The organism is uncultured Anaerofustis sp. (assembly GCF_938029165.1).
Lineage (GTDB): Bacteria > Bacillota > Clostridia > Eubacteriales > Anaerofustaceae > Anaerofustis.
This window is the reverse complement of the sequence record NZ_CALHFB010000003.1, coordinates 1-24,460: the sequence shown is the minus strand read 5'-3', so window position 1 is coordinate 24,460 and position 24,460 is coordinate 1. Positions and strand designations below refer to the sequence as shown.

The 24,460-nt window shown below is 33.0% G+C and carries 26 protein-coding genes; 8 read left to right on the top strand and 18 right to left on the bottom strand.

Annotated elements, in window-relative coordinates:
• Nucleotides 1-2: 2 nt before the first annotated feature.
• The 5 genes from Q0516_RS00420 to Q0516_RS00400 all read right to left on the bottom strand — a co-directional run bounded on the left by Q0516_RS00420 (nt 3) and on the right by Q0516_RS00400 (nt 3,029).
• Complete coding sequence (locus tag Q0516_RS00420; protein WP_294466282.1) at nt 3-449, bottom strand: GNAT family N-acetyltransferase; 447 nt, start codon at nt 447-449, stop codon at nt 3-5.
• 24 nt (nt 450-473) lie between these two features.
• Nucleotides 474-1,127 (bottom strand): pentapeptide repeat-containing protein, encoded by a 654-nt coding sequence (locus Q0516_RS00415; protein ID WP_294466278.1) that lies wholly within the window; start codon nt 1,125-1,127, stop codon nt 474-476.
• Nucleotides 1,128-1,200: 73 nt separating this feature from the next.
• Nucleotides 1,201-2,088: a radical SAM protein gene (locus tag Q0516_RS00410; RefSeq protein ID WP_294466274.1), complete on the bottom strand. Its 888-nt coding sequence runs from the start codon at nt 2,086-2,088 to the stop codon at nt 1,201-1,203.
• 78 nt (nt 2,089-2,166) lie between these two features.
• Entirely contained in the window at nt 2,167-2,607 is a 441-nt protein-coding gene (locus Q0516_RS00405; RefSeq protein ID WP_294466271.1) for a hypothetical protein, read from the bottom strand.
• 86 nt (nt 2,608-2,693) lie between these two features.
• Nucleotides 2,694-3,029 carry a hypothetical protein gene (locus Q0516_RS00400; RefSeq protein ID WP_257479553.1) on the bottom strand — a complete coding sequence of 112 codons (336 nt, stop codon included), beginning with the start codon at nt 3,027-3,029 and terminating at the stop codon, nt 2,694-2,696.
• 107 nt (nt 3,030-3,136) lie between these two features.
• Here Q0516_RS00400 and Q0516_RS00395 point away from each other — a divergent pair, with 107 nt between their 5' ends.
• The 5 genes from Q0516_RS00395 (at nt 3,137) to rsmA (ending at nt 8,997) form a co-directional block, all read left to right on the top strand.
• On the top strand, nt 3,137-4,384 hold the full coding sequence (locus Q0516_RS00395) for an aminotransferase class I/II-fold pyridoxal phosphate-dependent enzyme (RefSeq protein ID WP_294466267.1): 1,248 nt from the start codon (nt 3,137-3,139) through the stop codon (nt 4,382-4,384).
• On the top strand, nt 4,377-5,594 hold the full coding sequence (locus Q0516_RS00390; protein ID WP_294466264.1) for a D-alanyl-D-alanine carboxypeptidase family protein: 1,218 nt from the start codon (nt 4,377-4,379) through the stop codon (nt 5,592-5,594). Before Q0516_RS00395 ends, Q0516_RS00390 begins: the two co-directional genes overlap by 8 nt.
• Entirely contained in the window at nt 5,581-6,498 is a 918-nt protein-coding gene (locus tag Q0516_RS00385; protein WP_294466263.1) for an RluA family pseudouridine synthase, read from the top strand. The genes Q0516_RS00390 and Q0516_RS00385 overlap by 14 nt, the downstream gene beginning before the upstream one ends.
• 67 nt (nt 6,499-6,565) lie before the next feature.
• Nucleotides 6,566-8,131 (top strand): polysaccharide biosynthesis protein, encoded by a 1,566-nt coding sequence (locus Q0516_RS00380; protein ID WP_294466258.1) that lies wholly within the window; start codon nt 6,566-6,568, stop codon nt 8,129-8,131.
• 2 nt (nt 8,132-8,133) lie between these two features.
• Complete coding sequence (rsmA, locus tag Q0516_RS00375) at nt 8,134-8,997, top strand: 16S rRNA (adenine(1518)-N(6)/adenine(1519)-N(6))-dimethyltransferase RsmA (RefSeq protein WP_257479558.1); 864 nt, start codon at nt 8,134-8,136, stop codon at nt 8,995-8,997.
• An 8-nt stretch (nt 8,998-9,005) separates the two neighbouring features.
• Here rsmA and Q0516_RS00370 read toward each other — a convergent pair whose 3' ends face one another.
• From Q0516_RS00370 to Q0516_RS00360, 3 genes are all read right to left on the bottom strand, one after another.
• Nucleotides 9,006-10,934 carry a YgiQ family radical SAM protein gene (locus tag Q0516_RS00370; protein WP_294466253.1) on the bottom strand — a complete coding sequence of 643 codons (1,929 nt, stop codon included), beginning with the start codon at nt 10,932-10,934 and terminating at the stop codon, nt 9,006-9,008.
• A 1-nt stretch (nt 10,935) separates the two neighbouring features.
• On the bottom strand, nt 10,936-11,817 hold the full coding sequence (locus Q0516_RS00365) for an MBL fold metallo-hydrolase (protein WP_294466250.1): 882 nt from the start codon (nt 11,815-11,817) through the stop codon (nt 10,936-10,938).
• Nucleotides 11,818-11,914: 97 nt separating this feature from the next.
• Nucleotides 11,915-12,613 carry a class II aldolase/adducin family protein gene (locus Q0516_RS00360; protein ID WP_257479561.1) on the bottom strand — a complete coding sequence of 233 codons (699 nt, stop codon included), beginning with the start codon at nt 12,611-12,613 and terminating at the stop codon, nt 11,915-11,917.
• Nucleotides 12,614-12,928: 315 nt separating this feature from the next.
• Here Q0516_RS00360 and Q0516_RS00355 point away from each other — a divergent pair, with 315 nt between their 5' ends.
• Nucleotides 12,929-13,408 (top strand): PTS sugar transporter subunit IIA, encoded by a 480-nt coding sequence (locus Q0516_RS00355; protein WP_007050273.1) that lies wholly within the window; start codon nt 12,929-12,931, stop codon nt 13,406-13,408.
• Between the two features lie 55 nt (nt 13,409-13,463).
• On the top strand, nt 13,464-13,904 hold the full coding sequence (locus tag Q0516_RS00350; protein ID WP_257479562.1) for a hypothetical protein: 441 nt from the start codon (nt 13,464-13,466) through the stop codon (nt 13,902-13,904).
• A gap of 155 nt (nt 13,905-14,059) precedes the next feature.
• Here Q0516_RS00350 and Q0516_RS00345 read toward each other — a convergent pair whose 3' ends face one another.
• The 9 genes from Q0516_RS00345 to Q0516_RS00305 all read right to left on the bottom strand — a co-directional run bounded on the left by Q0516_RS00345 (nt 14,060) and on the right by Q0516_RS00305 (nt 22,401).
• Nucleotides 14,060-14,857, bottom strand: a complete 798-nt coding sequence (locus Q0516_RS00345) for an HAD family hydrolase (protein ID WP_294466242.1) — start codon at nt 14,855-14,857, stop codon at nt 14,060-14,062.
• 41 nt (nt 14,858-14,898) lie between these two features.
• Nucleotides 14,899-15,183, bottom strand: coding sequence for a cupin domain-containing protein (locus Q0516_RS00340; RefSeq protein ID WP_294466239.1), 285 nt, complete (start codon nt 15,181-15,183; stop codon nt 14,899-14,901).
• Nucleotides 15,184-15,277: 94 nt separating this feature from the next.
• On the bottom strand, nt 15,278-15,730 hold the full coding sequence (locus tag Q0516_RS00335; RefSeq protein WP_294466236.1) for a PTS sugar transporter subunit IIA: 453 nt from the start codon (nt 15,728-15,730) through the stop codon (nt 15,278-15,280).
• 29 nt (nt 15,731-15,759) lie between these two features.
• Complete coding sequence (locus Q0516_RS00330) at nt 15,760-16,395, bottom strand: class II aldolase/adducin family protein (RefSeq protein WP_294466235.1); 636 nt, start codon at nt 16,393-16,395, stop codon at nt 15,760-15,762.
• A gap of 34 nt (nt 16,396-16,429) precedes the next feature.
• Complete coding sequence (locus Q0516_RS00325) at nt 16,430-17,722, bottom strand: PTS transporter subunit IIC (protein WP_294466232.1); 1,293 nt, start codon at nt 17,720-17,722, stop codon at nt 16,430-16,432.
• A gap of 32 nt (nt 17,723-17,754) precedes the next feature.
• A complete protein-coding gene (locus Q0516_RS00320) occupies nt 17,755-18,072 on the bottom strand; it encodes a PTS galactitol transporter subunit IIB (RefSeq protein WP_294466231.1) in 318 nt (105 codons plus the stop codon).
• Nucleotides 18,073-18,091: 19 nt separating this feature from the next.
• Nucleotides 18,092-19,144 (bottom strand): zinc-binding dehydrogenase, encoded by a 1,053-nt coding sequence (locus Q0516_RS00315; RefSeq protein WP_294466229.1) that lies wholly within the window; start codon nt 19,142-19,144, stop codon nt 18,092-18,094.
• A 23-nt stretch (nt 19,145-19,167) separates the two neighbouring features.
• Nucleotides 19,168-20,214, bottom strand: coding sequence for a zinc-binding dehydrogenase (locus Q0516_RS00310; RefSeq protein WP_294466227.1), 1,047 nt, complete (start codon nt 20,212-20,214; stop codon nt 19,168-19,170).
• Nucleotides 20,215-20,250: 36 nt separating this feature from the next.
• The gene (locus Q0516_RS00305; protein ID WP_294466225.1) at nt 20,251-22,401 is read right to left on the bottom strand and encodes a BglG family transcription antiterminator; all 2,151 of its coding nucleotides are present in this window, start codon (nt 22,399-22,401) and stop codon (nt 20,251-20,253) included.
• Nucleotides 22,402-22,705: 304 nt separating this feature from the next.
• Here Q0516_RS00305 and Q0516_RS00300 point away from each other — a divergent pair, with 304 nt between their 5' ends.
• The gene (locus tag Q0516_RS00300) at nt 22,706-23,317 is read left to right on the top strand and encodes an SIS domain-containing protein (RefSeq protein ID WP_257479572.1); all 612 of its coding nucleotides are present in this window, start codon (nt 22,706-22,708) and stop codon (nt 23,315-23,317) included.
• 63 nt (nt 23,318-23,380) lie between these two features.
• On the opposite strand, the gene Q0516_RS00295 is transcribed toward Q0516_RS00300, so the two are convergent.
• The gene (locus tag Q0516_RS00295) at nt 23,381-24,310 is read right to left on the bottom strand and encodes a TIGR01212 family radical SAM protein (protein ID WP_294466221.1); all 930 of its coding nucleotides are present in this window, start codon (nt 24,308-24,310) and stop codon (nt 23,381-23,383) included.
• Nucleotides 24,311-24,460 lie beyond the last annotated feature (150 nt).

Genomic DNA, 24,460 nt, shown 5'->3' with positions numbered 1-24,460 from the left:
ACCTATATAACCTTTTTAAAATATAACATATCGATAAGCTTTGTGCCGTCTTCGTACATTTCATGGTCATAATTATCTATGAAGAAATTTCTTTTTCTCATAAAATATTTAAATCCAAGGTTTTCATAAAAGGATATTATCTTATCGCATTCTCCCGTTCCTAATATTATAATTGAAGCTTTGTTCTTATAATGCTCAAAAATAAATTTAATCAGTTTGCTTCCGTATCCTTTTTTCTGAAATTGCTCATATATGGATATATTTTTTATTTCATAAATTTTATTAGCTAATCTTAAAATCGTTATTTGTCCTATTAATTCATTCTCTTCATAGCAAACGAACATATCTGACTTTTTAAGGTATTTATTTATCATATCTTCATCTTCGTCTCCTAAATATAATAGATCCATAAATCGTTCTTTTTTTGATTTGACTTGCTTTATTTTCACTTTAATAACTCCAAAATTTAAATATTATACTATTATTATTCCAAGAAGTTTTGCAAGCTCCATAGCCTGCATTTCACTTACTTTTGCACCCTTTATCTCCGAGAAATTATCCGATAATATGATACCGTCTATAAAACTATCTGAAAAATCAAGTCCTTTTAAACTTGTTTTAAAAAAGTTTGACATAATAAATTTGCAAAAGTTTATATCGAGTTTTCTTATTTTGCATTCACTGAAACCCGCATTAGAGAAATCACTTTCATTTAAAATTACATAGTCAAAACTTGTAAGGTCAAAATTAGCATACTTAAAATTACAATCCTTTATTAAGGTATCTTTTATTATTGATTTGAAAAAATCTGCTCCGACTCCTTTTGAAAGTACAAAATGTACCCTTGAAAAATACCCTTCGTTAAAATCACTGTTGGAAAAGTCACAGTTTTTAAATAAGACGTCTACAAATCCTGATTTTTTAAATGAACACTCTAAAAATCTGCAGTTTTCAAAAATCATATCCGAAAAATTGAGTTCTGAAAAATCTTCATTACTATATACTTGGTCTTTGATATATTTATTTTCTACATCCAAGTCTTCGTCTTTTGCGTCTATAGCCAAGGTATAAAAATCTTCGATTATTTCAAGGTCGTTTATGTTTAAATCTAATTCTTTTGTTTTCATAAACATATAATACTATGTTTGAGTTTTTAATACAAATATAATCAATAAAAAAGTTTACTTAATTAAGTAAACTTTAAAATAGAGTAAGCTGTTCTTTTTTATATCTTTTTATAATAAATTCATCTATTTGACTGTGGTCGTACATAATATCATTTTTATTGCATTCATCTTTAAAAGCTTTCCACAGAATTTCTTGATTGGGGGATGAACACCAATAAGTATTGCCAAATTCTTTTATATACCTGCTTTTAATTCCCGGGAAATACTCGTCCAGTTTTTCGTAAAAATAGTCTCTTTGATTTTCTCTTAATGATACCGCAAAGTTGGGAAAAGTATATACCCAGTTTGCACCGCATTCTTTAGCTTCTTTTATAATCGAAGTTATATTTTCTTTTGTATCGTTTATAAAAGGCAAAGTTGGAGTTAAGAGTACACCTACATTTATATCCTTTCCGGATAATTTTTTTATTGCCTCAAACCTTCTTTTGCTTGAGGGGGCAAAAGGTTCTATTTTTTTAGTGATTTCATCATTTGCTGTAGTAATGGTTATATTTACAGTTACGCTTGAATGAGTTGCAATCTTGGATAATATATCTATATCTCTTGTTACCAAATCGGATTTTGTTATTATGCTTACTCCGTACATATATTTATCGATTATTTTCAGAGCTTCTCTTGTGACTTTTTCAACTTTTTCAAAAGGATTATAGGGGTCACTCATCGCGCCTGTCATTATGATTCCTTTTTTCTTTTTTGCTCTTAGCTCTTTTTCCAGTATCTCTAGAGCATTTTCTTTTAAAACGACTTCGTCAAAGTTTTCAATGTTATAACAGTTGCTTCTGCTGTCGCAGTATATACATCCGTGTACGCAGCCTTTGTATAAATTCATATTATAATTTGAATTGAACCATCCATGTTCTTTATAGCCTGAGAGTATAGTTTTTGCAGGTATTTTTTTCATATTTCGTTCTATCAGCCTTTAAGTTTTATTTTTTATAATTATATAATAAAAGCACAGGTTTTATCTGTGCTTTTAAAATTATTTAAATAAATTTTTTATTTTATTCTTTGTATCATCAAAGAAATCTTCTATTTTGTCTAAATCTATTTTAGATTTTACAGTGTTTGCTAGTTCCTTTATTTCTTCATCAGGAAGATCCACTCCCAGTAAATCTTCGATTGTCTTTGTAGGTTCTTTCTTTAAATTTTCTTTGAAGTTTTCATCTTCTTTTGCTTTTTTTATTATTGCCTCAATTTTTTCTTTTTTGTCATTTGTAAAATCTTTTGATTTATCTATAAATTCTTTTGTCTTATCTTCCGTCTTATTATAGAATTCGCTGTCTTTTACTTTTTCTTTGTATTCCTGAACCTTATCTTTTGCATCATCGAAGTATTCTGAACCTTTATCTATAAGTTCTGCGGTTTTTTCTTTTGATGTTTCTATTATGTCTACAATCTTATCTTTCGTTTCATCTTTCATTTTTGATATCCTCTATTCTTTATATTTAATTTAATTCTATGTAATTAATTTTTTTTTGTAAATAAAATTATTTTTATACTCAAATACTATTTTAAATATTTGTTTTTAATAAATTCCAAATCATCATAAAGAAGGTCTTGTTTTGTCATAAAGAATTCATCCATCTTTCCTCCGTGATCAAAATAATCCATATATATTGCTGCTTTTGTAAGAACTCTGTCTTCCATTATATCTTTTCTTGCTTCCAAGTTAGCAATCGCTATTGTCATAAATAATTTATGCATTCCCATTACAGGATGTTTTGGGTCATGAAGGAGGATATCTGTAATTTCACCCATAGATAGTCCGTCTTTTAAAACTTCGTAAGTATTGTTTACTTCTTCTTTAATTAGCTTATAACTATTATCTGCATTTATCTTCATATTAAATCACTCCTTTTCCTATATTATACTTTAATTTTCATAAATTACTACTATTATAAAAAAAAATTTGATATAATCAAAATATTAAAGATAATGGGAGGCTAAAAATGTCAAATAATATGGTAGCGGATCATGCGATAAGGCCTGTGGAAAATGATACGATCTTTACAATATCAGCCAAAGCTAGCGAGGCGGTTTTAAAATATGGTGCAGAAAATGTTATAAATTCTTCTATGGGTGTGTTGCTTGAGGATAACGGAGATTTTGTTGCATTTGAAAGTGTATATAGTTATTTAAAAGATTTGGATAATCCTAAAATTGCTGCTTATGCGAGTATAGAAGGAGATAATGACTTTTTACAAGCGGTAAAAAAGGCATGCTTTAATGAGCATATGCCAAATGCATATATTAAAGCGGTTGCAACTCCGGGAGGATCGGGTGCTATTCATCATGCTATATTTAATTATACAAATATAGGAGACAGTATACTGACTTCCGGTTTATATTGGGATCCATATAATACAATATGCTTGGAAAACAGCAGAAAATTAGATACTTATAACATGTTTAATGATGATGGAGGACTTGATATAGAAGCATTTAAAGAAAAGTTCGATTATCATTTAAATAAACAAAAAAGACTTCTTACAATATTCAATACTCCTGCTCATAATCCGACCGGATATTCGATTTCAAATGAAGAATGGGATAAAATAATAGATATTTTAAAAGCAGGAGCAGAGAATAAGGAGAATAAAATAATTATTCTTGTTGATGTTGCTTATATAGATTTTTGTGATGAAAAGTTTGACAGACGTTCATTTATGGAGAAATTTGCGGGACTTGAAGAGAATATTTTGGTATTATTTGCTTTTTCGGCTTCAAAGGGATATACGATGTACGGACTTAGAAACGGAGCACTTCTTTGTGTAACAAGCAAAGAAGAAATAGCAGAGGAATTTTTCTATACTAACCTTCATTCAAACAGAGGGACCTGGTCCAACGGAACAAAAGGTGCGATGAGAGTCCTTACGGTTATAATAAATGATGAAAAAGTAGGTAAGCCTTTCTATGAGGAAAGGAACCATTATGTAAAACTTCTCAGAAGAAGAGCCGATGCATTCTTAGAGGCGAGTAAAGAAGCTGATTTAGAACTTTATCCTTATAAAGATGGTTTTTTTGTATGTATACCTTGCAAAAATCCGTCAAAGGTATCACAAAAGTTAATGGAAAAGAATTTGTTTGTAATCCCTCTTCAGACGGGGCTTAGGTTTGCGGTCTGTGCGGTAAGCGAAGAAAAGTGTATGAGCGCTCCTAAAAAAATAAAAGAAGCTTTAGTTGAGTGTGATGAATAATCAAATTAAAAGAGAGAGTAGTTCTCATAGGAGAGCTGCGCCTAAAAAAACAATTAGCCGGAGTAAGAAACGGCGAAGTGTTAACAAAAATCCTAGGATAAGGAGCTCTTCGGGTAATGTTACTGTAAGGTATGATGAATTCGGTCGTCCGATCAGAGTAAGAAGAGTAAAAAAGAGAAAATTCAGAAGAAGAATAAAAGAAGTTATAATTATTGTTTTTCTTTTATTGATCGCATGGGGTATTTTTGTTGTGGTTAAGTATAAACCTTTTAATACCACTACGATAAATAATGTAAAACTCAGAGGAGTTTTAAAAGAGCAGGTCGTTTTTGAAGGACCGGATAGTGAATATATACAAACCGGAAAAACATATAGATTTAAAGTCAAGGATATGGTAAAGGATATCTTTAATACTAAAGTAACCGAAGATATAGACGGCAAATTAATAAAAGTAAAAGTTACAACAAACGGTGTTAAAGATTATGTGGATATAAAGAACAACACCATAAAAGTAAGCGATAGAATTTTAAGCGGTTCGAGGGTCGATGTAATTGTAAGTTATAATGGCTTAAATAAATCATATAGTTATAGTATAAAAGATAACTTAAGTGAGGAAATAGGTAAAAATATGATTATAACTAATCCTAATGAATATGATGCTGTCGTAAATAAAACCAGACACTTGTCCAGTGATTATAAACCTAAGGATTTGGTAGAGGCAAATGTCGATTATGCTCAGTCAAATTTAGCAGTAAGACCTCTTAGGAAAGAAGCTGCTAAGGCATTGGAAGACCTTTTTGCGGATGCAAAACAAGCAGGCTATGATTTTTATGCTTTAAGCGGGTTTAGGTCTTATAAAATGCAGGTTGATGTGTATAAGAATAATATAGCTCAGTACGGAAGTGAAGAAAAAGCTAATTTCTATTCCGCAAAACCGGGAGAGAGCGAACATCAGCTTGGGCTATCCATGGATGTAACAACTAAAGAAGTAAACTTTAAATTGACCGAAAGCTTAGGAGATACCGAGGCGGGGAAATGGCTTGAGGATAACTGTTATAAAAACGGATTTATAATAAGATTTCCCAAAGGAAAAGAAAAGATCACCGGATATAGTTATGAACCTTGGCATGTAAGATATGTGGGAAAAACTTTAGCTAAAGTGATACACGATAACAATTTAACATTAGAGGAATATTTTGAAGAAAAATAAAAAAGAATTCAGCACAACTTATGTTTATAAAACAGACAAAAAGTACGAGGGAGAAAATGTATACTATTTTTTAGAAAATGAGTACGATTATTCTTCTCGTACTTTTAGATATATCATACGTGAAGGCAGGCTTCTTATTAACGATAAAGAGGCTATGTTTGTAGATGTATTAAAAGAAGGGGATATAATCAAAGTATCTTTTCCCGTAGAGGAAGCTGATGCTCCTTCTACCGATATGAAAATTGACATTATCTATGAAGATGATGATATAGCCGTAATAAATAAAAAGCCGGGAATGGTAGTTCATGTAACGAAGTCACATCCTTTGGATACACTTCAAAATGCAATATATCATAAGTGGGAATGTGAAAATAAACACTTTAAAACTAGGTTTGTAAACAGGCTGGATATGGATACTTCCGGAATTGTTGTAATAGCAAAGAACAAATATATTCATCATTTTATACAAAATCAAAGCATAAATAATGAAATAGATAAAAGGTACGTTTTAATTATAGAAGGTGTAATGAACAAAAAAGAGGGATATATAAACGCTCCCATAAAAAGGGCTGAAGGACATCCGCTTAAAAGAATTGTTGACAGTGACGGTAAAGAATGCATAACGAAGTATAAAGTTATAGAGGAATTTAAAAATCATTCTTTGGTAGAAGCAAGGCTTATTACCGGAAGGACACATCAGCTCAGAGTTCATTTTTCTTATATTGGACATCCTATCCTCGGAGACAGTTTATATAACGAAAATAAAAGTGAACTGATTTCTCATCAGGCTTTGCATGCAAAGAGCATTTCTTTTGTTCATCCGAGAGAAAACAAGCTTAGGACCTTTGAAGCCGAGCTTTGTGATGATTTTAAATATGCTTTGGAAAGATTAAAAAAGAGTTAAAAACATTGAAATTTAATATTTGAGGTATATAATAGTAAAAGTATTAATTTTCGGGAGGAAATGTGATTTGAGTGCTGCTAAAAAGAAGAATTACTTAAAGGGAGCCGCCGTGCTTGCCTTTGGAGGAATAATAGCGAAATTTTTAGGTATGTTTTTAAAACTGCCTTTAGTAAGAATATTAGGCGACTTTGGGATGGGTTTATACGGGAATGCGTATCCGGTATATACATTCCTTCTTGCAATATCTGTAATAGGACTTCCTGTTGCCATATCAAAAATGGTTTCCGAAAGGATTAGCCTTGGGAAGTACGACGGAGCTTATAGAGTATTTAAGGTTGCTATTTTAGCATTAGCGATTATTGGTGCTATATGTTCCAGTATAATGTTATTTGGAGCTCATTTCTTTATATCCGTATTCAAATGGCATCCTGATACTTATTATTCCATACTCGGTTTAGCTTTTGCACCTCTTTGTGTATGTATACTTTCATCGTTTAAAGGTTTCTTCCAAGGTATGCAGAACATGACTCCCCCGAGTATATCTCAGATAGTCGAGTCTATAACCAGGGTAGTTGTAGGTCTTGGACTAGCGGTATTCTTATATAATAAATTAGGCGTCGCTTTTGGTGCCGCAGGTGCTACATTTGGTGCTACCGCAGGTGCTTTCGTGGCGAGTTTCTTCCTGTTCCTGTGCTTTTTAAAAGTAAGACCTAGGCTTAAAAGACAGATAAGCAGGCAAACAAGCAAATCAACTGAAGATGCAAGAACAATTTTAAAGATCCTTGCTTCTATTGCAATACCGATTACTCTTGCATCTTTAGTTACTTCTTCCATGAATTTAATCAATTCCTTTACGGTTTCTGCCTTTCTTCAAAAGGCAGGATTTAGTGTAAATGAAGCGACGGTGCTTTGGGGACAGCTTTCACAAAGGGCACAGACAATCATAAGTATCCCTCTTATTTTATCTTCTTCTCTTGCGGCAAGTCTCGTTCCGACAATAAGTGAATCCTTTGTAAAGAAAGACTTGAAGCAAATAAGGCAAAAGACCTTCTTAACATTTAAAGTAGTTTTGATGATAGCTCTTCCTTGTATTGCGGGACTTGTTGTAATGTCAAGTGAAGTGACTACTTTATTGTTCGGTGATGCAAATGGGGCTAATATGCTTAGGATTTTGGCTATAGGAATTGTATTCACAATGATTTCAACAACGATGCAGGGGATTTTACAGGGGATCGGACTTCTTAATACTCCCGTCAAAAACTTAGCTATTGGATGTGTTATAAAACTTATTTTGAATGTAGTATTGATACAAATCCCTTGGCTTAATATTTACGGAGCTATACTCGGAACTCTAGGTGCGGACTTGGTCGTTGCCAGCCTCGACTACAGAGCGATAAAAAAATTCCTTGGTTCCACTTATGGAGGTCTTGGTATGGCATTTATCAAAAACTTGTTTTGTGCGGCTGTCATGGGTATAGTTTGTTTCTTTGTAAAAACATTCCTTGCAGGCTTTCTCGGTAACAGTATATTGACCGTAGTCGTTATATTGGTTGCCATGGTGGTATATCTTGCACTTATTTATATAACAAGGGTCCTTAATATAGAAGAAGTAAGAAGTGTTATAGGAAAATAATAATGAAAGCTACAAATAAAAATACAATAAGCGAGATAACCAATAAATACGATTTTAGATTTAAAAAGGATTTGGGACAAAATTTTCTTACAGATGAAAATATAGTTTTAAAAATAGTAGATGCACTTGAACTTAAAGAAGATGAAGTAGTTCTTGAAGTCGGTCCCGGAATGGGAAGTCTGACTCAAAAGCTTGCAGAAAAAGCGTATAAGGTATATGCGGTGGAAATAGATACCAGAGCTGTAAATATGCTCGAAGAAACTTTAAGCGGATATGAAAATATAGAGATTATAAATAAAGATATATTAAAGACCGATTTAAGTGAAATACTTGAAGAGGCATTACAAGAAAATAGAAAAATCAAATTCATATCTAATCTTCCTTACTATATTACCTCACCTATTTTAATGAAGGTTTTGGAAGATAAAGTAAAGTTTGAAAATATCGTTGTAATGCTTCAGAAAGAAGTTGCGGTAAGGCTAAATGCAAATGTGAATACAAAAGATTATTCTTCATTTACCATAGCGGTTGATTATTATGCAGAAGTCGAAAGACTTTTTAATGTACCAAAGACTGTTTTCGTGCCTATGCCTAAAGTGGATTCCACTGTTTTAAGGGTAGTACCAAGGAAAGAAAGTAAAGTTAATGTAGATAACGAAGAAATGTTTTTTAAAGTAGTTAAAGCTGCTTTTATGAACAGACGTAAAATGGCTTTTAATTCTCTTGCCAACGGACTTTCTTTGAATAAAGATTTACTTAAGGATGCTCTTATAAATGCAGGGCTTGATGAAAAAGTCAGAGCGGAGAATATAACAATAGAGCAGTTTGCTGAATTATCAAATGAAATAAATAATATAAAAAAATAAAAAGAGCTTTAAGCTCTTTTTTTATTTCTATTGTTTTTAATTTTTTTACTGTTTGGTTTGCTTTTTCCGCTTTTATTTGTAAGTTTCTTTTTATGTACTTTAGCTTTTTTATTTGGTTTGGTATTTTTATTAAATTCTCTTTTTTCGAATACCAAACAGTCTGGAGACGTTCCGATCAGGTCAGTTCTTCCTATTTTTAATAAAGCTTTTTTTACTCTTTCTTTGTTCTCCGGTTTGTAATACTGCATTAACGCTCTTTGTGTCTGCTTTTCTTCGTATGTTTTGGGAACAAATACTTTTTCGTTAGTTAAGGGATTTTTCCCTGTATAAAACATACATGTAGATAATGTTCCCGGAGTAGGATAGAAATCCTGAACTTGTCTCGGTCTTAAATTATGCTTTTTAAGATATACCGCAAGCTCTACCGCACCTTCAATAGTACATCCGGGATGTGAAGAAATGAAGTAAGGAACAAGGAACTGATTAAGCCCCATTTTTTTGTTTGCTTTTTCATATCTGTCAACGAATTCTTCGTAAACTTCTCTTCCCGGCTTTCCCATTTGTTTTAAAGTTTTATTGTTTATATGCTCGGGTGCGATTTTAAGCTGACCGCTTATATGGTATTTTACCAATTCATTAAGTACTTTAGGGTCTTTTTCCAAAAGCAGATAATCATATCTTATACCGCTTCTTACAAATACCTTCTTTACACCTTTTACTTTTCTTGCTTCTCTGAGTACATCAATAAATTCACTGTGGTCAACGTCTATATTCTTACATGGGGTAGGGGATAAACACGTTTTATTAAATCCTACACATGTTCCATGTTCCATTTGTTTTTTACATGACGGATGTTTGAAGTTCGCCGTAGGACCTCCTATATCGTGTATATAGCCTTTATATCCCTCTAAGGTAGTTAAGAGCTTGACTTCAGCAATGATGCTTTCTTTGCTTCTTGATTGGACCATACGCCCCTGATGAAATGTAAGTGCACAAAATGAGCAGTTTCCAAAACATCCTCTGTTTGATGTGACGGAGAACTCTATTTCTTTTATTGCCGGGATTTCTTTTTTATACATAGGGTGAGGTTTCCTTGTATATTCTAGTCCGTATACTTTATCCAACTCTTCTCTGTTTAAAGGCATCATTGGGGGATTTTGAACGAGATAATTTTTATCCATGAATTGTATCAATGTCCTTCCCGTTATAGGATCCTGGTTTTGATACTGAGCTTTAAATGCCTTATTATATTTTTCCTTGTCTTCATTTACTTCTCTGAAAGAAGGGATTATCAAAGAATTTTCTATATTTTCGATTTTGTTTGTGATATAGCATGTTCCTCTGACATCTTTAATGTCTTCAAGATGTTCACCGTTTCTAAGTCTAATTGCTATTTCGCCTAAGACCTTTTCTCCGCTGCCGTAGGTAAGCATGTTAGCTGTGGAATCCGTTAAAATAGAACGCCTTACTTTATTATCCCAATAATCATAATGGGCAAATCTTCTAAGACTTGCTTCTATTCCTCCGATAATGATATTGACCTTTTTATAAGCCATTCTAATCATATTGGAATATACTATTACCGCTCTGTCCGGTCTTTTATTTGCTTCTCCGCCTTCGGTGTAAACATCGTCGTTTCTCTTTTTTTTCGATGCGGTATAATGATTTACCATGCTGTCTATATTTCCGCTGTTTACCAAAAATGCATATTTAGGTCTGCCGAGGACTTTAAATGCTTCTTTATCTTTCCAGTCCGGCTGGGGGATAACTCCGATGTTAAATCCCAAACTTTCAAGATGTCTTCCTATAATTGCGGTACCGAAAGATGGGTGATCTATGTATGCATCTCCTGTAACGATTATAAAATCCAGCTGGAAAATATTTTTTCTTTCCATTTCTTCTTTGGTTGTTATTAAAAATTCTTTGTTTGTTTTCATATCAGTTTTCCCTTAAACAGTATAGTAAGAAATTGTTATCAAATATTACATCCACCTTTTTTTCATCTATTAAGTATGAGATGAATGCTTTTAATGTCCCTTCCACCAAATGATACTGTACATAATTTATTTCTATATTATAATAGTCAAATACTTTTTTTGTAATGACATTTAAACTTAATGGTCTTTTTAAAATGTCCAACAGCAAGTTTATTATTTCAAATGTCTTATTCCTGTTTAATTCGATTAGATTTTTTAAGTTACTTGAAGCTTCTGCATGTGTAGGGATAAAAAATTCTCCTTTTAATGTTTCAAGATAATCAAGTGTCTTTAAAAACTTTTTTATATCATAAATAGTAGCTATGTGATATTTATTTAATACTTCCTTTGGAAATAAGCTGTCTCCTATGAAATATACATTGTCATCTGTCCTCACACCTATCATATCATAGCTGTGTCCGGGCAGATTGATTATTTCAAGTCCCGCTGGAATATCCTCAAAGTCTGCGGAAGCGTCACTTGGTTTTGCCATTAAAAATTTCTTTTGAAGCCTTTTGGGTGGATATGCTCCGTAAATAAATGCCGGTTCTAAAATTGTATATTTGGTAAAAGCATGTTCTATTTCATTTGTGATTATTTTACATTCTGTTCTCTTTTTTAAAGTTTCATTGCCGCCTATATGATCTGCATGGGAATGTGTGTTTATTATTCCCTTGAGTTCCCATCTTTTTTCATCTAAGATTTTTAGTACCTTTTTCGCATAGTCTTTTCCGTTACCGGAATCTATCAAATATATTTTATTATCGTCGTATCTGTAAAAACCTATTTTATTGGGTGAGTCCATATAAAAAGTATTATTACCTACTTGAATTAATTCGTACATTTTTTTTACCTTAAAAATATTCTTAAGCTATTCTAACATAAAAATATAAAAAGACAAAAAAAGAAAGGCATTTGCCTTCCTTTTTTATGTAAGTAAATTATTTTCTGTTTGCAATATGATGAGGTCCCATAGAATCAGGAGCAGAATATTTTTCTCTTCTTAGTTCATATAATTCATCAATAACATTTTGTGGAATTGTAGCTTTTTCTACGATACCCATTGCTCTTGCTGCGAATTCCTGTTGTGCGATGAATTCTAAGCTTTCCATTCTGTAGTAAGCTGTAAGAACATCAGGACCGAATGTTACAGCACCGTGATATCTCATTAATACTGCGTCATGGTATTCTACATAATCTTCGATATCTCCGCAGATTTCGAATGTTCCGGGTAAGCCATATTTGATTACAGGGATTTCTCCTAAGTTAAGTGCAGCTTCTGTACAGATTGGTTTATCCAAAGGCATATTAGCCGCCGCAAATACTGTTCCGTATAGTGGATGAGCATGAACTACTGCATTTACGTCAGGTCTTAATTCATATATTTTGTAATGAAGTTTGAATTCACTTGTGCCTTTCCATGGACCGTTTTCTTCTACTAATTTACCGTCTTTATCTACTATACACATCATGTCAGGTGTCATGAAACCTTTGCTTACTCCTGTTGGTGTGATTAGGAAGTTACCATCATCTAATCTTATTGAAATGTTACCATCATTTGTAGAGCAAAGTTGTCTGTCGTACATTTTACGTCCTACGTCACAAATCGCTTCTCTTAATTCTTGAATATTTTGACTCATTTTTTCCTCCTTGAGACATATAAATCTTTATTTAAACGTATTATATACTATTTAAATTTAATTGTAAAGTACTTTTGGTCACTTTTTTTATTAGTGTTACATATGTCACCCAGTGTTAAGTTTTAACAAAATTTATTTTGTTAAATATTTCATATAAAGTGCTTTAAAGCCTTATATAATAAGGAATAGAAAGGTTATGACAAAATGGTAGTAACGTTTACTTATTGACATTTAAATTTTTTTTAATTATAATTAGTTAAAATAATTATAAGAGCTATTTATGGGTAAGATAGATAGTTTAAGGAGGAGATACCAATGGCAGATTTAGAATTTAACAAGGATCTTATATTTTTTGATGTGGAGGCTGACAGTAATTTAGATGCACTTGATAATGTTGCACACAAATTATTAGATCTTGGTTATGTAAAAGAAAGTTATGTAGAAGCAGTAAAAGAAAGAGAAAAAGTATTTGCAACAGGACTTCCTGTAGAAAACTTTGCAGTAGCTGTTCCTCATACAGATGTTGAACATGTTAACAAACAAAGTATTTGTGTTGCAACACTTAAAAAACCTGTAACATTCGAAGTTATGGCAGGTGCCGGAGAAAAATGTGAAGTTTCAATTTTATTCATGTTAGCATTAAAAGAACCACATCAACAATTAGCTATGTTACAAACAGTTATTTCTCTTATCCAACAAGAAGATAAACTAAAAGCAATTTACGAATCAAAAGATAAAGATTTAATTTTAAAAATTGTTGAAGAAGAATTAGCTAAACAAGCAGAAGAAGCGTAAGAAATAAATATAGTTAATTAGAGATTTTCTCTAGGAAAAAGGAGTTAGACGTATAATGTATTTAATAATAGTTGATTTCATGATGCATATGTCTTTTGGTAAACATTTATATTTTATAGTTGAATGGATAACCGAACATGTGTATTTAGTAGGATTTGCAGGATTTTTATATGGATGTGTACTGTTCTACGGTACGGTTTGTGCCAAAAAATACATACCTAAAGATTTTAATGATTTTGTATTCAGTGAAAGTGCGAAAATTTTAAAACAGGATTCATCGTTAAGCATCGATGAACTTTCAAAACAAATTTATGCTAAGTGGGTGGAGCACGTTCCAAATCTACCTAAAAAATACAAAGTTCCCACAAAAAAAGGTTTTTGGATTGAAAAGCCTACTGTAAAGACTTTGGAAGAAGATTTAAATATAAACAGACAAAAAATAGTTACAATGTTTAAATCCAATAAAAAAGAGAATGAAGTAGCTGAAAGTAAGTAAGTATTTAAATCAAATACTTTTAAAATTGTAAATTGAATATCAACTGCAAATACTTAGTATGTCATGATTGCTTTTTTATTATTTAGTTCATAAGTATTTAAATCAAAAGAGAAAAATAAATTTTTATTTTTCTCTTTTTGTGTAAATATATTTAATTAAACAGGGAAGTCGAATATCTCTTTTATTATATGGTAAATCGCGTCTTGGTTATTAGAATATGGAACTATCATATCAGATACATCTTTTAAATCTTTACATGCATTTTTTACACATATCCCAAGTCCCGCATTTTTAATCATTTCAATATCGTTTCTTTGATCTCCCACTGCAATAATATTATTTTTACTGACTTTATAACTGTCTGCAATTACTTTTAATGCATTGAATTTATTTACTGCTTTGGGAAAAATTTCTATCCAGTTCTTTTCTGATTGTGTGATGTTGATATTATATTTTTTTACTATATTTAAAATTTCATCATAATATTTTTTATTCTTTACATAACAAGTTATTAGGATAGGTTCTCTCACGGAATTTAAATTTAACTTTATTATATCTTTTGTTGAGTAATATCCTTTCTTTTTAAGCATATCAGAATTATTATCCGTTTCATAATAAAATCCATTTGGAGTTTGTACTCCCATAGAAGCCTTAATAAATCTAAGCTCATCAATGATATTATTAAAATCAATTTTGTCTAATGTTTTTATTACTTTATATTCTTCTTTATAAGTGTTAAAAATTAATCCTCCGTTACAGCATATATGATAATCGTTAAAAGAACTGATTTGTTTAGCTATATCCCTTGCTGCACTCAAGCCTCTTCCGCTTGCCAGTACTACGACGATATTTTCTTTTTTACAAAAGTTCAATGCCTTTAGATTATTTCTTGATATATCCTTATTATCGTCAAGTAAAGTTCCGTCCAAATCGACTGCTATCAATTTATACATAAGATGTCTCCGCTTAGAAAATAAAAATATATAAAATAATATTATTTGCTGAAATCATGATCGAATATAAAATACTTTTTCATGTCTTCGGTGATCCTCCATTGGCAGTTCCAATTTGTTGGGAAGGTAACGAGATCTCCTTCTTTAAAAAAATATTCTACCTGCTCACCTTTTCCGATAACCGAGGCTTTACCTTTTATTATTAGACATGTTTCCTGTTTGTCTTTGTATTCCCAGTCGAATACTCCCGCTTTATGTTCCCATATTTTACATTTTCCCATTATTTCTTTTTCTTCATCATTGGGTGTTTTTATCAATACTTTCATAAGTAATCTCCTTTTTAAAATATAAGCCCTAAGTAACAAACAAACTTAGGGCTCAATGCAAGTTGTAATAATAAAATATTTAGTTATTAATACCTTATTCAACTTCTGTTATCCATTTTTTATAAAATAAATTTTTAACTTCATTCAAATTAAGCTTCTTTGCTTTTTCAAGAAATGTTTTATCCTGAACGATATTTATGACAGCTCTTAATAAAGTTAATTGGTCTTCGTTTCTTTTTAGTGCCATGTTAAAAATAAACTGCGCATCTACTTTTTTCGTTGCATCTTCGATACTGTAAAACGATACTGGTTCTTTGAGCCTGAGAACACAAATAGCTTGTTTGTTTACATGAACCGCGTCGGTATGCGGGATTGCTACCGGTATATGGCTATTAAGCCCTGTGGGGAATTTTATTTCCCTTTCTATACAAGCTTCATAAAAAGATGGTTTTACATAACCTTTTTTATATAATTCATTAAAGGTTAAATTTATTGCATCTTTCCAATTTTTTGCTTCTCCATCTATTACTATTACGTCATTAAGCATAATAACCACCTTTCCTTTAAAGTAATATGCTATAGATTGTGAATTGCTTTTTCTTTTTGTTCTATTAGTTCATCCCAAATAGGAATATCCACTACTTTTCCGTTTCCGATTTGCATAGCAAGCACCCAGGCTCTTAAAGTATTATCCACTGCTTCGAGTACTTTAAATGCTTTTTCCAGATCGGAACCGACACAAAGAGCGCCGTGATTACCAAGCAGGACTATATCGTGGTATTTTATTTGTTCTTCCAATCCTTTATAAATATCGGACGTTCCGCCTTTTCCCCAAGGAAGACAAGGTATACCTCTTGTCAAAAGGAACTCTTCATGACATTTTGGATTGACTGTTTCTCCGAGCATCGAAAATGCTGTCAAATATACACTGTGACAATGAATGACTGCGGTACAGTCCTGACGATATTTAAGTGCAGCCAAATGCATTTTATACTCTGAAGATTTTTTTACACTGCCTTCAAGTTGTTTTCCGTCCATATCCAAAACCGCAACTTCTTCTTCCGTAAGAGTCAGTTTTCTTGTGCCTGAAGGGGTGATAAATAGTTTCCCTAAATTTCTGTCAATAATTGAAATATTTCCCTGAAATGCGTTTGTAAAGCCCTTTTCTTCCAATAATTTTGATATTCTTATTAATTCTTGTTTTGTGTTCATTTTTATACCTCTTTATTTAATATTTAAATTCAAATTAAAATCCACCGAAAAGTTTTCCTATAAGTCCGATTAGAACTATTTGTGTTTGCTGATAGCCTCCGCCTGTAACGAGAGGAGTCATTTTGTCTATTACTCCTACATCGTATGCTAGCTGTGTTGCTATAGGAGCCATGAAATTCAATGTAATGACTGTCCATGCCATAAGGAACGTACCTGCAAATATTGCTTTAGGCAGATTTCCTTTTGCCACGAATGCCGCAGCATGTCCCGACCATATTATTCCACCGAATAATCCTATAGGGAAGAAAGTTATGTTAGGGAGTACGAATGCGAGAAGTATAGTTATAGGCATTAAAAACATCGTTACTATCATTCCGCATTTATCACCGAGACCTATCGATACATCCATACCGATTAAAATATCCGCATCTTCTCCGAGTTTTCGTTTCATGAAGGTTCTTGCAGCGTTTGAAAGTGGTACAAGTCCGTCCATCAATAGAGAAACCATTTTAGGCATTAATACGATAACGCTTGCTACACCAATAGCCATTGTAAGTATTGTAGAAAAGTTTTGTTTCGTAATGAGACCCAAAAGTCCACCTACTAAAAATCCTACGATTGAAGGTGCTGTCCAAGCGGTATATTTTTCGTTTACGTTGTTTATATCAAAATATAGTTTGTTTAATCCCGGTATAAGGTCGTATAATTTTGCACCAAGCCATGATACAGGGTAGTGAGTTAACTGTGTGTCAAGTGTGGAACAAGTAACACCTTTCGGCATATTGAAATATCCCTGCCATGATTTTGCCAATATATCTCCGATTTTACAAGCAACTACGGTCAAGGATAAACCAACTATCAGACCTATGATGTTTGCAGCTAATGTAGATGCTCCGAGCGATAATGCTATATAATATGTAACTGCTGCCGTAAGTACGGCACTGTAAAAGTTCCATATATCCACATTCAATGTTTTAAGTACTTTTAATCGAACCAATATAAAGTTCAATAAAAATCCTAGAGGGATAAGCCATAAAGCAAAACTTGTGGACCAAGCCATTGCGGCTATACTGTCCCATCCCAAGTTGACGGTTGTAAATCCCGTTCCAAGTTTGGTGTAATATTCCGTTGCCGGAGAAACCGTTGTAACAAGTAAATCAACGATTAACATGATACCAGAAAACCCGACACCTATCATAAGACCGTTTTTAAACGAGTCTATGAATTTTAGACCGAAAATGATACCTAAAATCGTTACAAAGAATGGTAGAATGATAGTTCCGCCCATATCGAGTAAGAATTGAACCGCTTTTAATATAATATCCATTGTTTTCCTCCTTATTAAATTTACAAATGTTTTTAATCTTTACTGCTAAGTTCTTTAAATAATTTCATTAATTTTTCTTTTGTTTCTTCTTCTTCAAATCCCGTGATCAATGATGCTACCGATAAAGCGGGGCATCTTATATTTTCTTCGTGAATAAAATTATTCCAGTTGCTTGATGTAAACAGAACTACATCAAAGGCGTTCGATTTTGTTTCCGCTTCTTGTATAGTGCTTTTTGATATTTCGATAGGGACTCCCGCATTTTTTGCAATATCTTTAACTGCCGCTTCCGCGTAAGATGATGTAGCTATTCCGCTTCCGCAGGCTACCAATACTTTTACTTTTTTCATATTATATTCCTCCTTTCTTTTATAGTGTTTCGTCTGCTATCTTAATTAAATTTTTGATACCTATTTGATTTGAATGGTCTTCCAGTGCCTGTACACAGTTTTCTAAGGTGTAGTTCCCCGTTATCATTACATCTCTTGGAATCAGTCCGTTTGCTATAGAGTCAAAAGCCATTTGTATTTGCTGAGGAGTTGCGTGATATAAGCCCTTAATGGTAAGCTCGGAATAATGAAGAAGAGCGGTGTCTACTGTTATCGTCGTTCCCGGAGCACATCCCGCAAATTCAAGAACAAGACCGCCTTTTCTTGCCATAGGTATAGTTAGCTCCCAAGTCTTTGGAAGTCCTACCGCTTCAATCGCTACATCACAGCCTCTGCCGTTAGGTGTCAAATCCCTTACCGCTTTGATTTGGTCTAATCCTTCGGTGACGTGAACTGTCCACTTTGCTCCCATTTTATTAGCCATTTCCAGTCTGTATTCGCTCATGTCGCAGGCTATTACCTGAGCGCCCATTGCGGATACATATCTAATTATTCCAAGTCCCAACGGACCTGCCCCGTTTACTACTACGTAGTCTCCTAGTCTAACGTTAGCCGCTTCCGCACAGTGCATTGCACTTGCCATAGGTTCTACTGCCGGAGCAAGTTCCAAAGGAACGTCAGCCGGTACTTTGAATACACATTTATTTACCGTTTCAGGTGACAGTGCTATGTATTCTGTCCAAGTGCCACCGGTAGGTTTTAGGTTTTCACATATATTGCCTTGCCCTTTTTTACACCAGTAGCAAATCCCGCATGCCGCAGAGTCATGTGTTGCTATTCTATCTCCCTCTTTTAAATCAGTTCTTTCGCATTCATCGTCTATTTCATATACAAGTCCGCTGGCTTCGTGTCCGAATATTGGGTTTTGTCCTTGTCCTCTGTCGATAGCATAAGGTCTTTTGAATTTTTTTACGTCTGTACCGCATGTAGTTACATAGCAGACTTTCATGAGGAGCCCGCCTTTCGGGCATTTCGGCATTTCCCTTTCCTCTATCCTGATGTCGTTTAATCCATAAAATATCGCAGCTTTCATTGTTTAAGTTTCCTCCTAAGTTTCTATAAAGTTTCTTCTGATATTCTAATTAGGTTTTTTATTCCTATTTGATTTGAATGATCTTCAAGTGCTTGTACACAGTTTTCTAAGGTATAATTACCCGTTATCATGATATCCCTCGGGATAAGTCCGTTTACCATTGAATCAAAAGCCATTTGTATCTGCTGTAGTGTTGTATGAAATAGTCCTTTAATGGTGAGTTCCGAGTAATGAAGTAGAGCGGTGTCTACTGTTATAGTCGTTCCCGGAGCACATCCCGCAAATTCAAGAACTAAACCCCCTTTCCTAGCCATTGGTATAGTAAGTTCCCATGTCTTTGGAAGACCTACCGCTTCTATCGCAACATCACATCCTCTTTTGTCTGGAGTTAAATCCCTTACAGCTTTGATTTGATCCAGCCCTTCTGTGACATGAACCGTCCACTTTGCCCCCATTTTTTTTGCCATTTCTAGTCTGTATGCATTCATGTCACAGGCTATTACCTGTGCACCCATTGCTGATACGTATCTTATTATCCCCAGTCCCAGAGGTCCTGCTCCGTTTACCACAACGTAGTCTCCAAGCCTTATATTTGCCGCTTCCGCACAGTGCATGGCACATGCCATTGGTTCAACTGCGGGAGCCAGTTCCAGCGGAACGTTCTTTGGTACTATAAAAGTATTTTTTTCTAATATCTTTTTATCCACTGCTATGTATTCAGTCCATGTACCTCCAAGTCTTGTCATGTTCGGGCATATATTGCTTAATCCTTTTTTACACCAGTAACAATTCCCGCAGGCAGTCGCGTCGTGAGCTACTATCCTGTCTCTTACTTTAAAATCCTTGCAGTCTTCGTCTACTTCGTACACCAGTCCGCTTGCTTCATGTCCGAAAATCGGCTGTTCTCCTTGACCTCTGTCTATTGCATAAGGTCGCTTGTACCTCTTTACGTCTGTACCGCATGTCGTTACATAGCATACTTTCATGATGAGTCCGCCTTTTGGACACTTCGGCATTTTTCTTTCTTCTATCCTAATATCGTTTAATCCATAAAATATCGCCGCTTTCAAAATAATTCCTCCTTTATTTTTTTATATTTTTATCGGCTATGATGAATATTGTTTGATTAAGTCCAGTATTTCGTTTTTGCTTGATGCATTTATTAGTACATTTCTTGTGTTTCTGTTTTGCAATATATTGAATAACTGCATTAAAGCCTTTTTATAGATATGTTCGTTGACGAGAGATAAGGTTATAACTACTTTTACGGGGTCGTGTCTCGGAAAACCGAATATAACGGGTTTCTTTAAAGTTGTAATGGAGAACCCAAGTTTTTTACAAAATTTCCCGGGTGCCAAATGAGCAAGGACTATCCCCGGAACTATTACCATTTGGGGTCCCATTTCCTCAATGTTTTTGATGATTGCTACTTTATATGCGTCTGTTATAAAGTTTTTTTCTTCCAGAATTTCAGTGCCTTTTATTATTGCTTCCTGCCATGTGGTGCAGATTACATTTAGTCTTATGAATGAAGGAGTTATTAAGTCCTTTAGATTTATTTCACTTTCGTTCGTGTATTCCGGTGTATTGTTTTTATTTTGATTTATGAGTTCCAGCAGTATTTCATACTGAAGCTGAAGTTTGTTTACTTTTGGATTGTATTTCATGGAAATATCCGCAAGAGTTCCCGCAAGCTCCAGTTGACTGTAGTCTATTTTGCTTTTTATAAACTTTGCCCTTAAATATTTATTTATTTCCAAAAAGTCATTATGGTTGAACATAGGGCTTATTTTTATGTAGTCATCTTTTTTTAAATTAGCGATGTTTACGGTGCTTATTATGTAGTCAAAGTTTTTACTGCTTTTATCCAAATTTATTATTTCTCTTTGTGAAACGATTGCTTTTATTTCAACATTGAATAATGAAGAAAGCTGCATTGCAACCACTTGTGCGGTTCCGTATCCGGAGCCGCATACTACTATTGCTTTTGGTATATTTGTTTTTTTGTTTAATTTGTTATGAAGTGCCGCAAGGAAATGCATTGCTATATATGAAACTTCCTGTTCGTTTATTTCTTCCTTGCAGTATTCACTTAGGTGTCTGCATACGATTTTGGTATTTTCGAGTAAGTCGGAATATTTTTGTTCCATTTCAGGGTAAATTGGATTTGATATCCTTTTTTTATATTTAATTCTGTATACTGTAGGTATCAAATGAGTTATAAGTCCGTCAATGACGTCATCTTTCTTTTCTTTAAAATCAACCGCATACAATTTGCTTATTTCTTCTACCATTTTTACTGCGATATTTCTTATTTCGATTGTTTCCAATTCATTAAATTTAAATTTTGTCTTTTTCGTTATTACTTTTGCTCCGAGTAAATGTACTGTAAAGTAATATATTTCTTCATTGGGAACGGATATATTAAAATGATTTTTTATATTTTCTGCCATTTGAGATGTAAGTGTATATTCTATGCTGTTGTTTAAAGTTGTTTCTCCTGTGATTTCTTTCAGCGCTGAATTGTTTTTGACTCTGTAAACTATCATTGCCAGGTGAATGAGAATTGAAGAAAATGTTTCATCTGAAAATATTTCTCCAAGTTCTTTTTCGAGATATTGTATTTGCTCGATTAAATATCCGCTGTTTAAATCTTTAAATAAATCATCAAGCAGTAAAGTGTTTGTTCTTTCATCCAAAGATATATTATTTATGTAATTTATTACGCTTGAGGGCGTTAATATTTCATCCGTAAGTTCTCTGTACAAAGCACGTCTTTTTATTTCATCAATTTGGATCGTAATTCCTTTGCCCGCTTTTTTTATTAATAAGGTATTTTTATCTCCCAGCCACTTTTCTACATTTTCCAAATCTTTTGTTATTGTGCTTACCGAAGCCAAAAGTTCATTCGCAAGCTTTTCAATGGGGGTGTATCCGTTTCTTTTAAGTAAATATCCGATTATGAAGGAACATCTTTCTTTAGCGGAATATTTATATTTATATGGAGGTGCTATATTTAAATATTCTCTGTAGAAATTTTCGGACTGCTTATTTTTTATAATAATCAGACCTTTCTTATAATTTCTGTAAAGAAATGAATATTTTTTATTTCTTAAATATTCTTCTATTTTTTCGACGTTGTATCTGATTATTCTTTCGGAGTAGCCAAGTTCTTTACTTAGGTTTTTTATAGAAACATAATCGTCTTTTTCAAAAAGTGTTCTTAAAATTTTGAAACATCTGTTATTTAGCTCCATTGCTCCCACCTCTTATCTTTAAATTATCAAACATGGGTATCCTGTTCAATTGATTGCTGCATGTATTATTGTCAATTGTGATTTACAAAAATGGAGTTATATCTTTATAGAATGAAATATTTATGAAAATTTAGTATGATAGAGTAAGATGTATTTATAATTTAAACGTATTCTAATAAGGATAAATATACAAGTGGTAATTATTTCCACTTATTTTTAGTATCGAAACGAAAGTTATTGAAAAAAGGTGTTATGATGAATATAATATAAATGTATAAATAAATTAAACAAAGGATATATGATCATGGAAAAAAACGAGATTTTACAAAAAGGTAAAAAAGTTATTGAAATGGAAAGATATGAACTTGGAAGACTCATGGATAGTTTAGACGATAATTTCGTTAAAGCTGTGGATATGATAACCGAGTGTAGGGGTAAAATAATATTAACGGGAACAGGTAAATCGGGGCTTATTAGCAGAAAGATTGCCGCTACTCTTTGCTGTACGGGAAAGCCTGCATTTTTCCTAAGTGCATATAACTGTGAAAACGGAGATATCGGTGCTATCCAGCCAAATGATTTGATCATTGCAATATCTAACAGCGGAGAAACTACTATTTTAAAAGACTTGGTCATTCCTTCGGCTAAGACCATCGGTGCAAAAGCTATATGTTTAACAGGCAATACGGATTCTACACTTGCCAAACTTTGTGATGTAGCATTATACATAGGTGTTGAAAAAGAAGCTTGTCCTACAGGGGTAAATGCTACGACTTCAACGACAAATACTTTGGCAATGGGAGATGCTCTTGCTATGGTAAGTGAAGAGATAAGAGGTGTTACAAGAGAACAAGTGCTTTTCTATCATCAAGGCGGTGCATGGGGAGAAAAGTTAAAGAACGAATTTGAAAAATAAATTTAATTAACTAAAAAAGCTATTCACTTTAATGTGAACAGCTTTTTTAAGATTATTAGAATATTAATTATCTTTGTATTTCTTTCCCTGATAAGCCTTTCTGATTTTAAATTCATGGTGAAGAGAGTTTAATACTGCTTTTTTATTACCGCTCCATAAAGGAGCAATCAAAATCTTTTTTGGACCGTCTCCGGTAATTCTATGAATTACAATATCTCTTGATAAGTGTTCAACGCAGTCGATTACGGTGTCGATATATTCTTCCATGGTATATACTTTAAATTTATTCATTTTATAATCTTTCGCCAAATCAGTGCCTTTTAAAACGTGAAGGAGCTGAAGCTTTATTCCTTGTATGTCTTTATTATTTAAATAATCTATAGTCTCAAGGATATCTTTTCTGGTCTCACCGGGCAGTCCCAGTATAGTATGGACTATTACTTCGATACCGCGTTTTCTTAGCTCTTTTACCGCACTTTCAAAACATGAAAGCGGATATCCTCTTCTTATATATTTTGCAGTTTTCTCATTTATTGTTTGAAGTCCAAGTTCTATCCAAACGGACTTTATTTTATTAAGTTCTTCCAACAGTTCCAATACGTCTTTATCGAGACAGTCGGGTCTTGTTGCTATGGAAAGTGCTACGATATTTGGATTGGAAATTGCCTCAAAATAAATCTTTCTTAAATAATCTACAGGGGCATATGTATTAGTGTATGCCTGAAAATATGCAATAAATCCCGAAGCATTGCATTTGTTTTTTAGTATTTTGATTTGATTTTCAATTTGTGTCGTTATATCGTCTATTTTATTTCCCGCAAAGTCTCCTGAGCCTCCGAGACTGCAAAATATACATCCTCTCGTGTCTATTGTCCCGTCTCTGTTCGGACAAGTCATTCCGCCGTTTAAAGATACTTTATATATTTTTTTGTTAAATCGTTCTTTTAGCATGTAATCCAATGAATAATAAGGTTTGCCGTTCCAGTTTTTCATAATAAAATCCTCCTTGGATTTATCTTGAAATATAATATCATTTCAAATTTTTAATTACAATATTTTAACTAATAAAAATGATAACGGTTTATTATTAAAAAAATTATAAAATAAAAATAAGTTTTAGTTATATATTATATTTTTTTAATT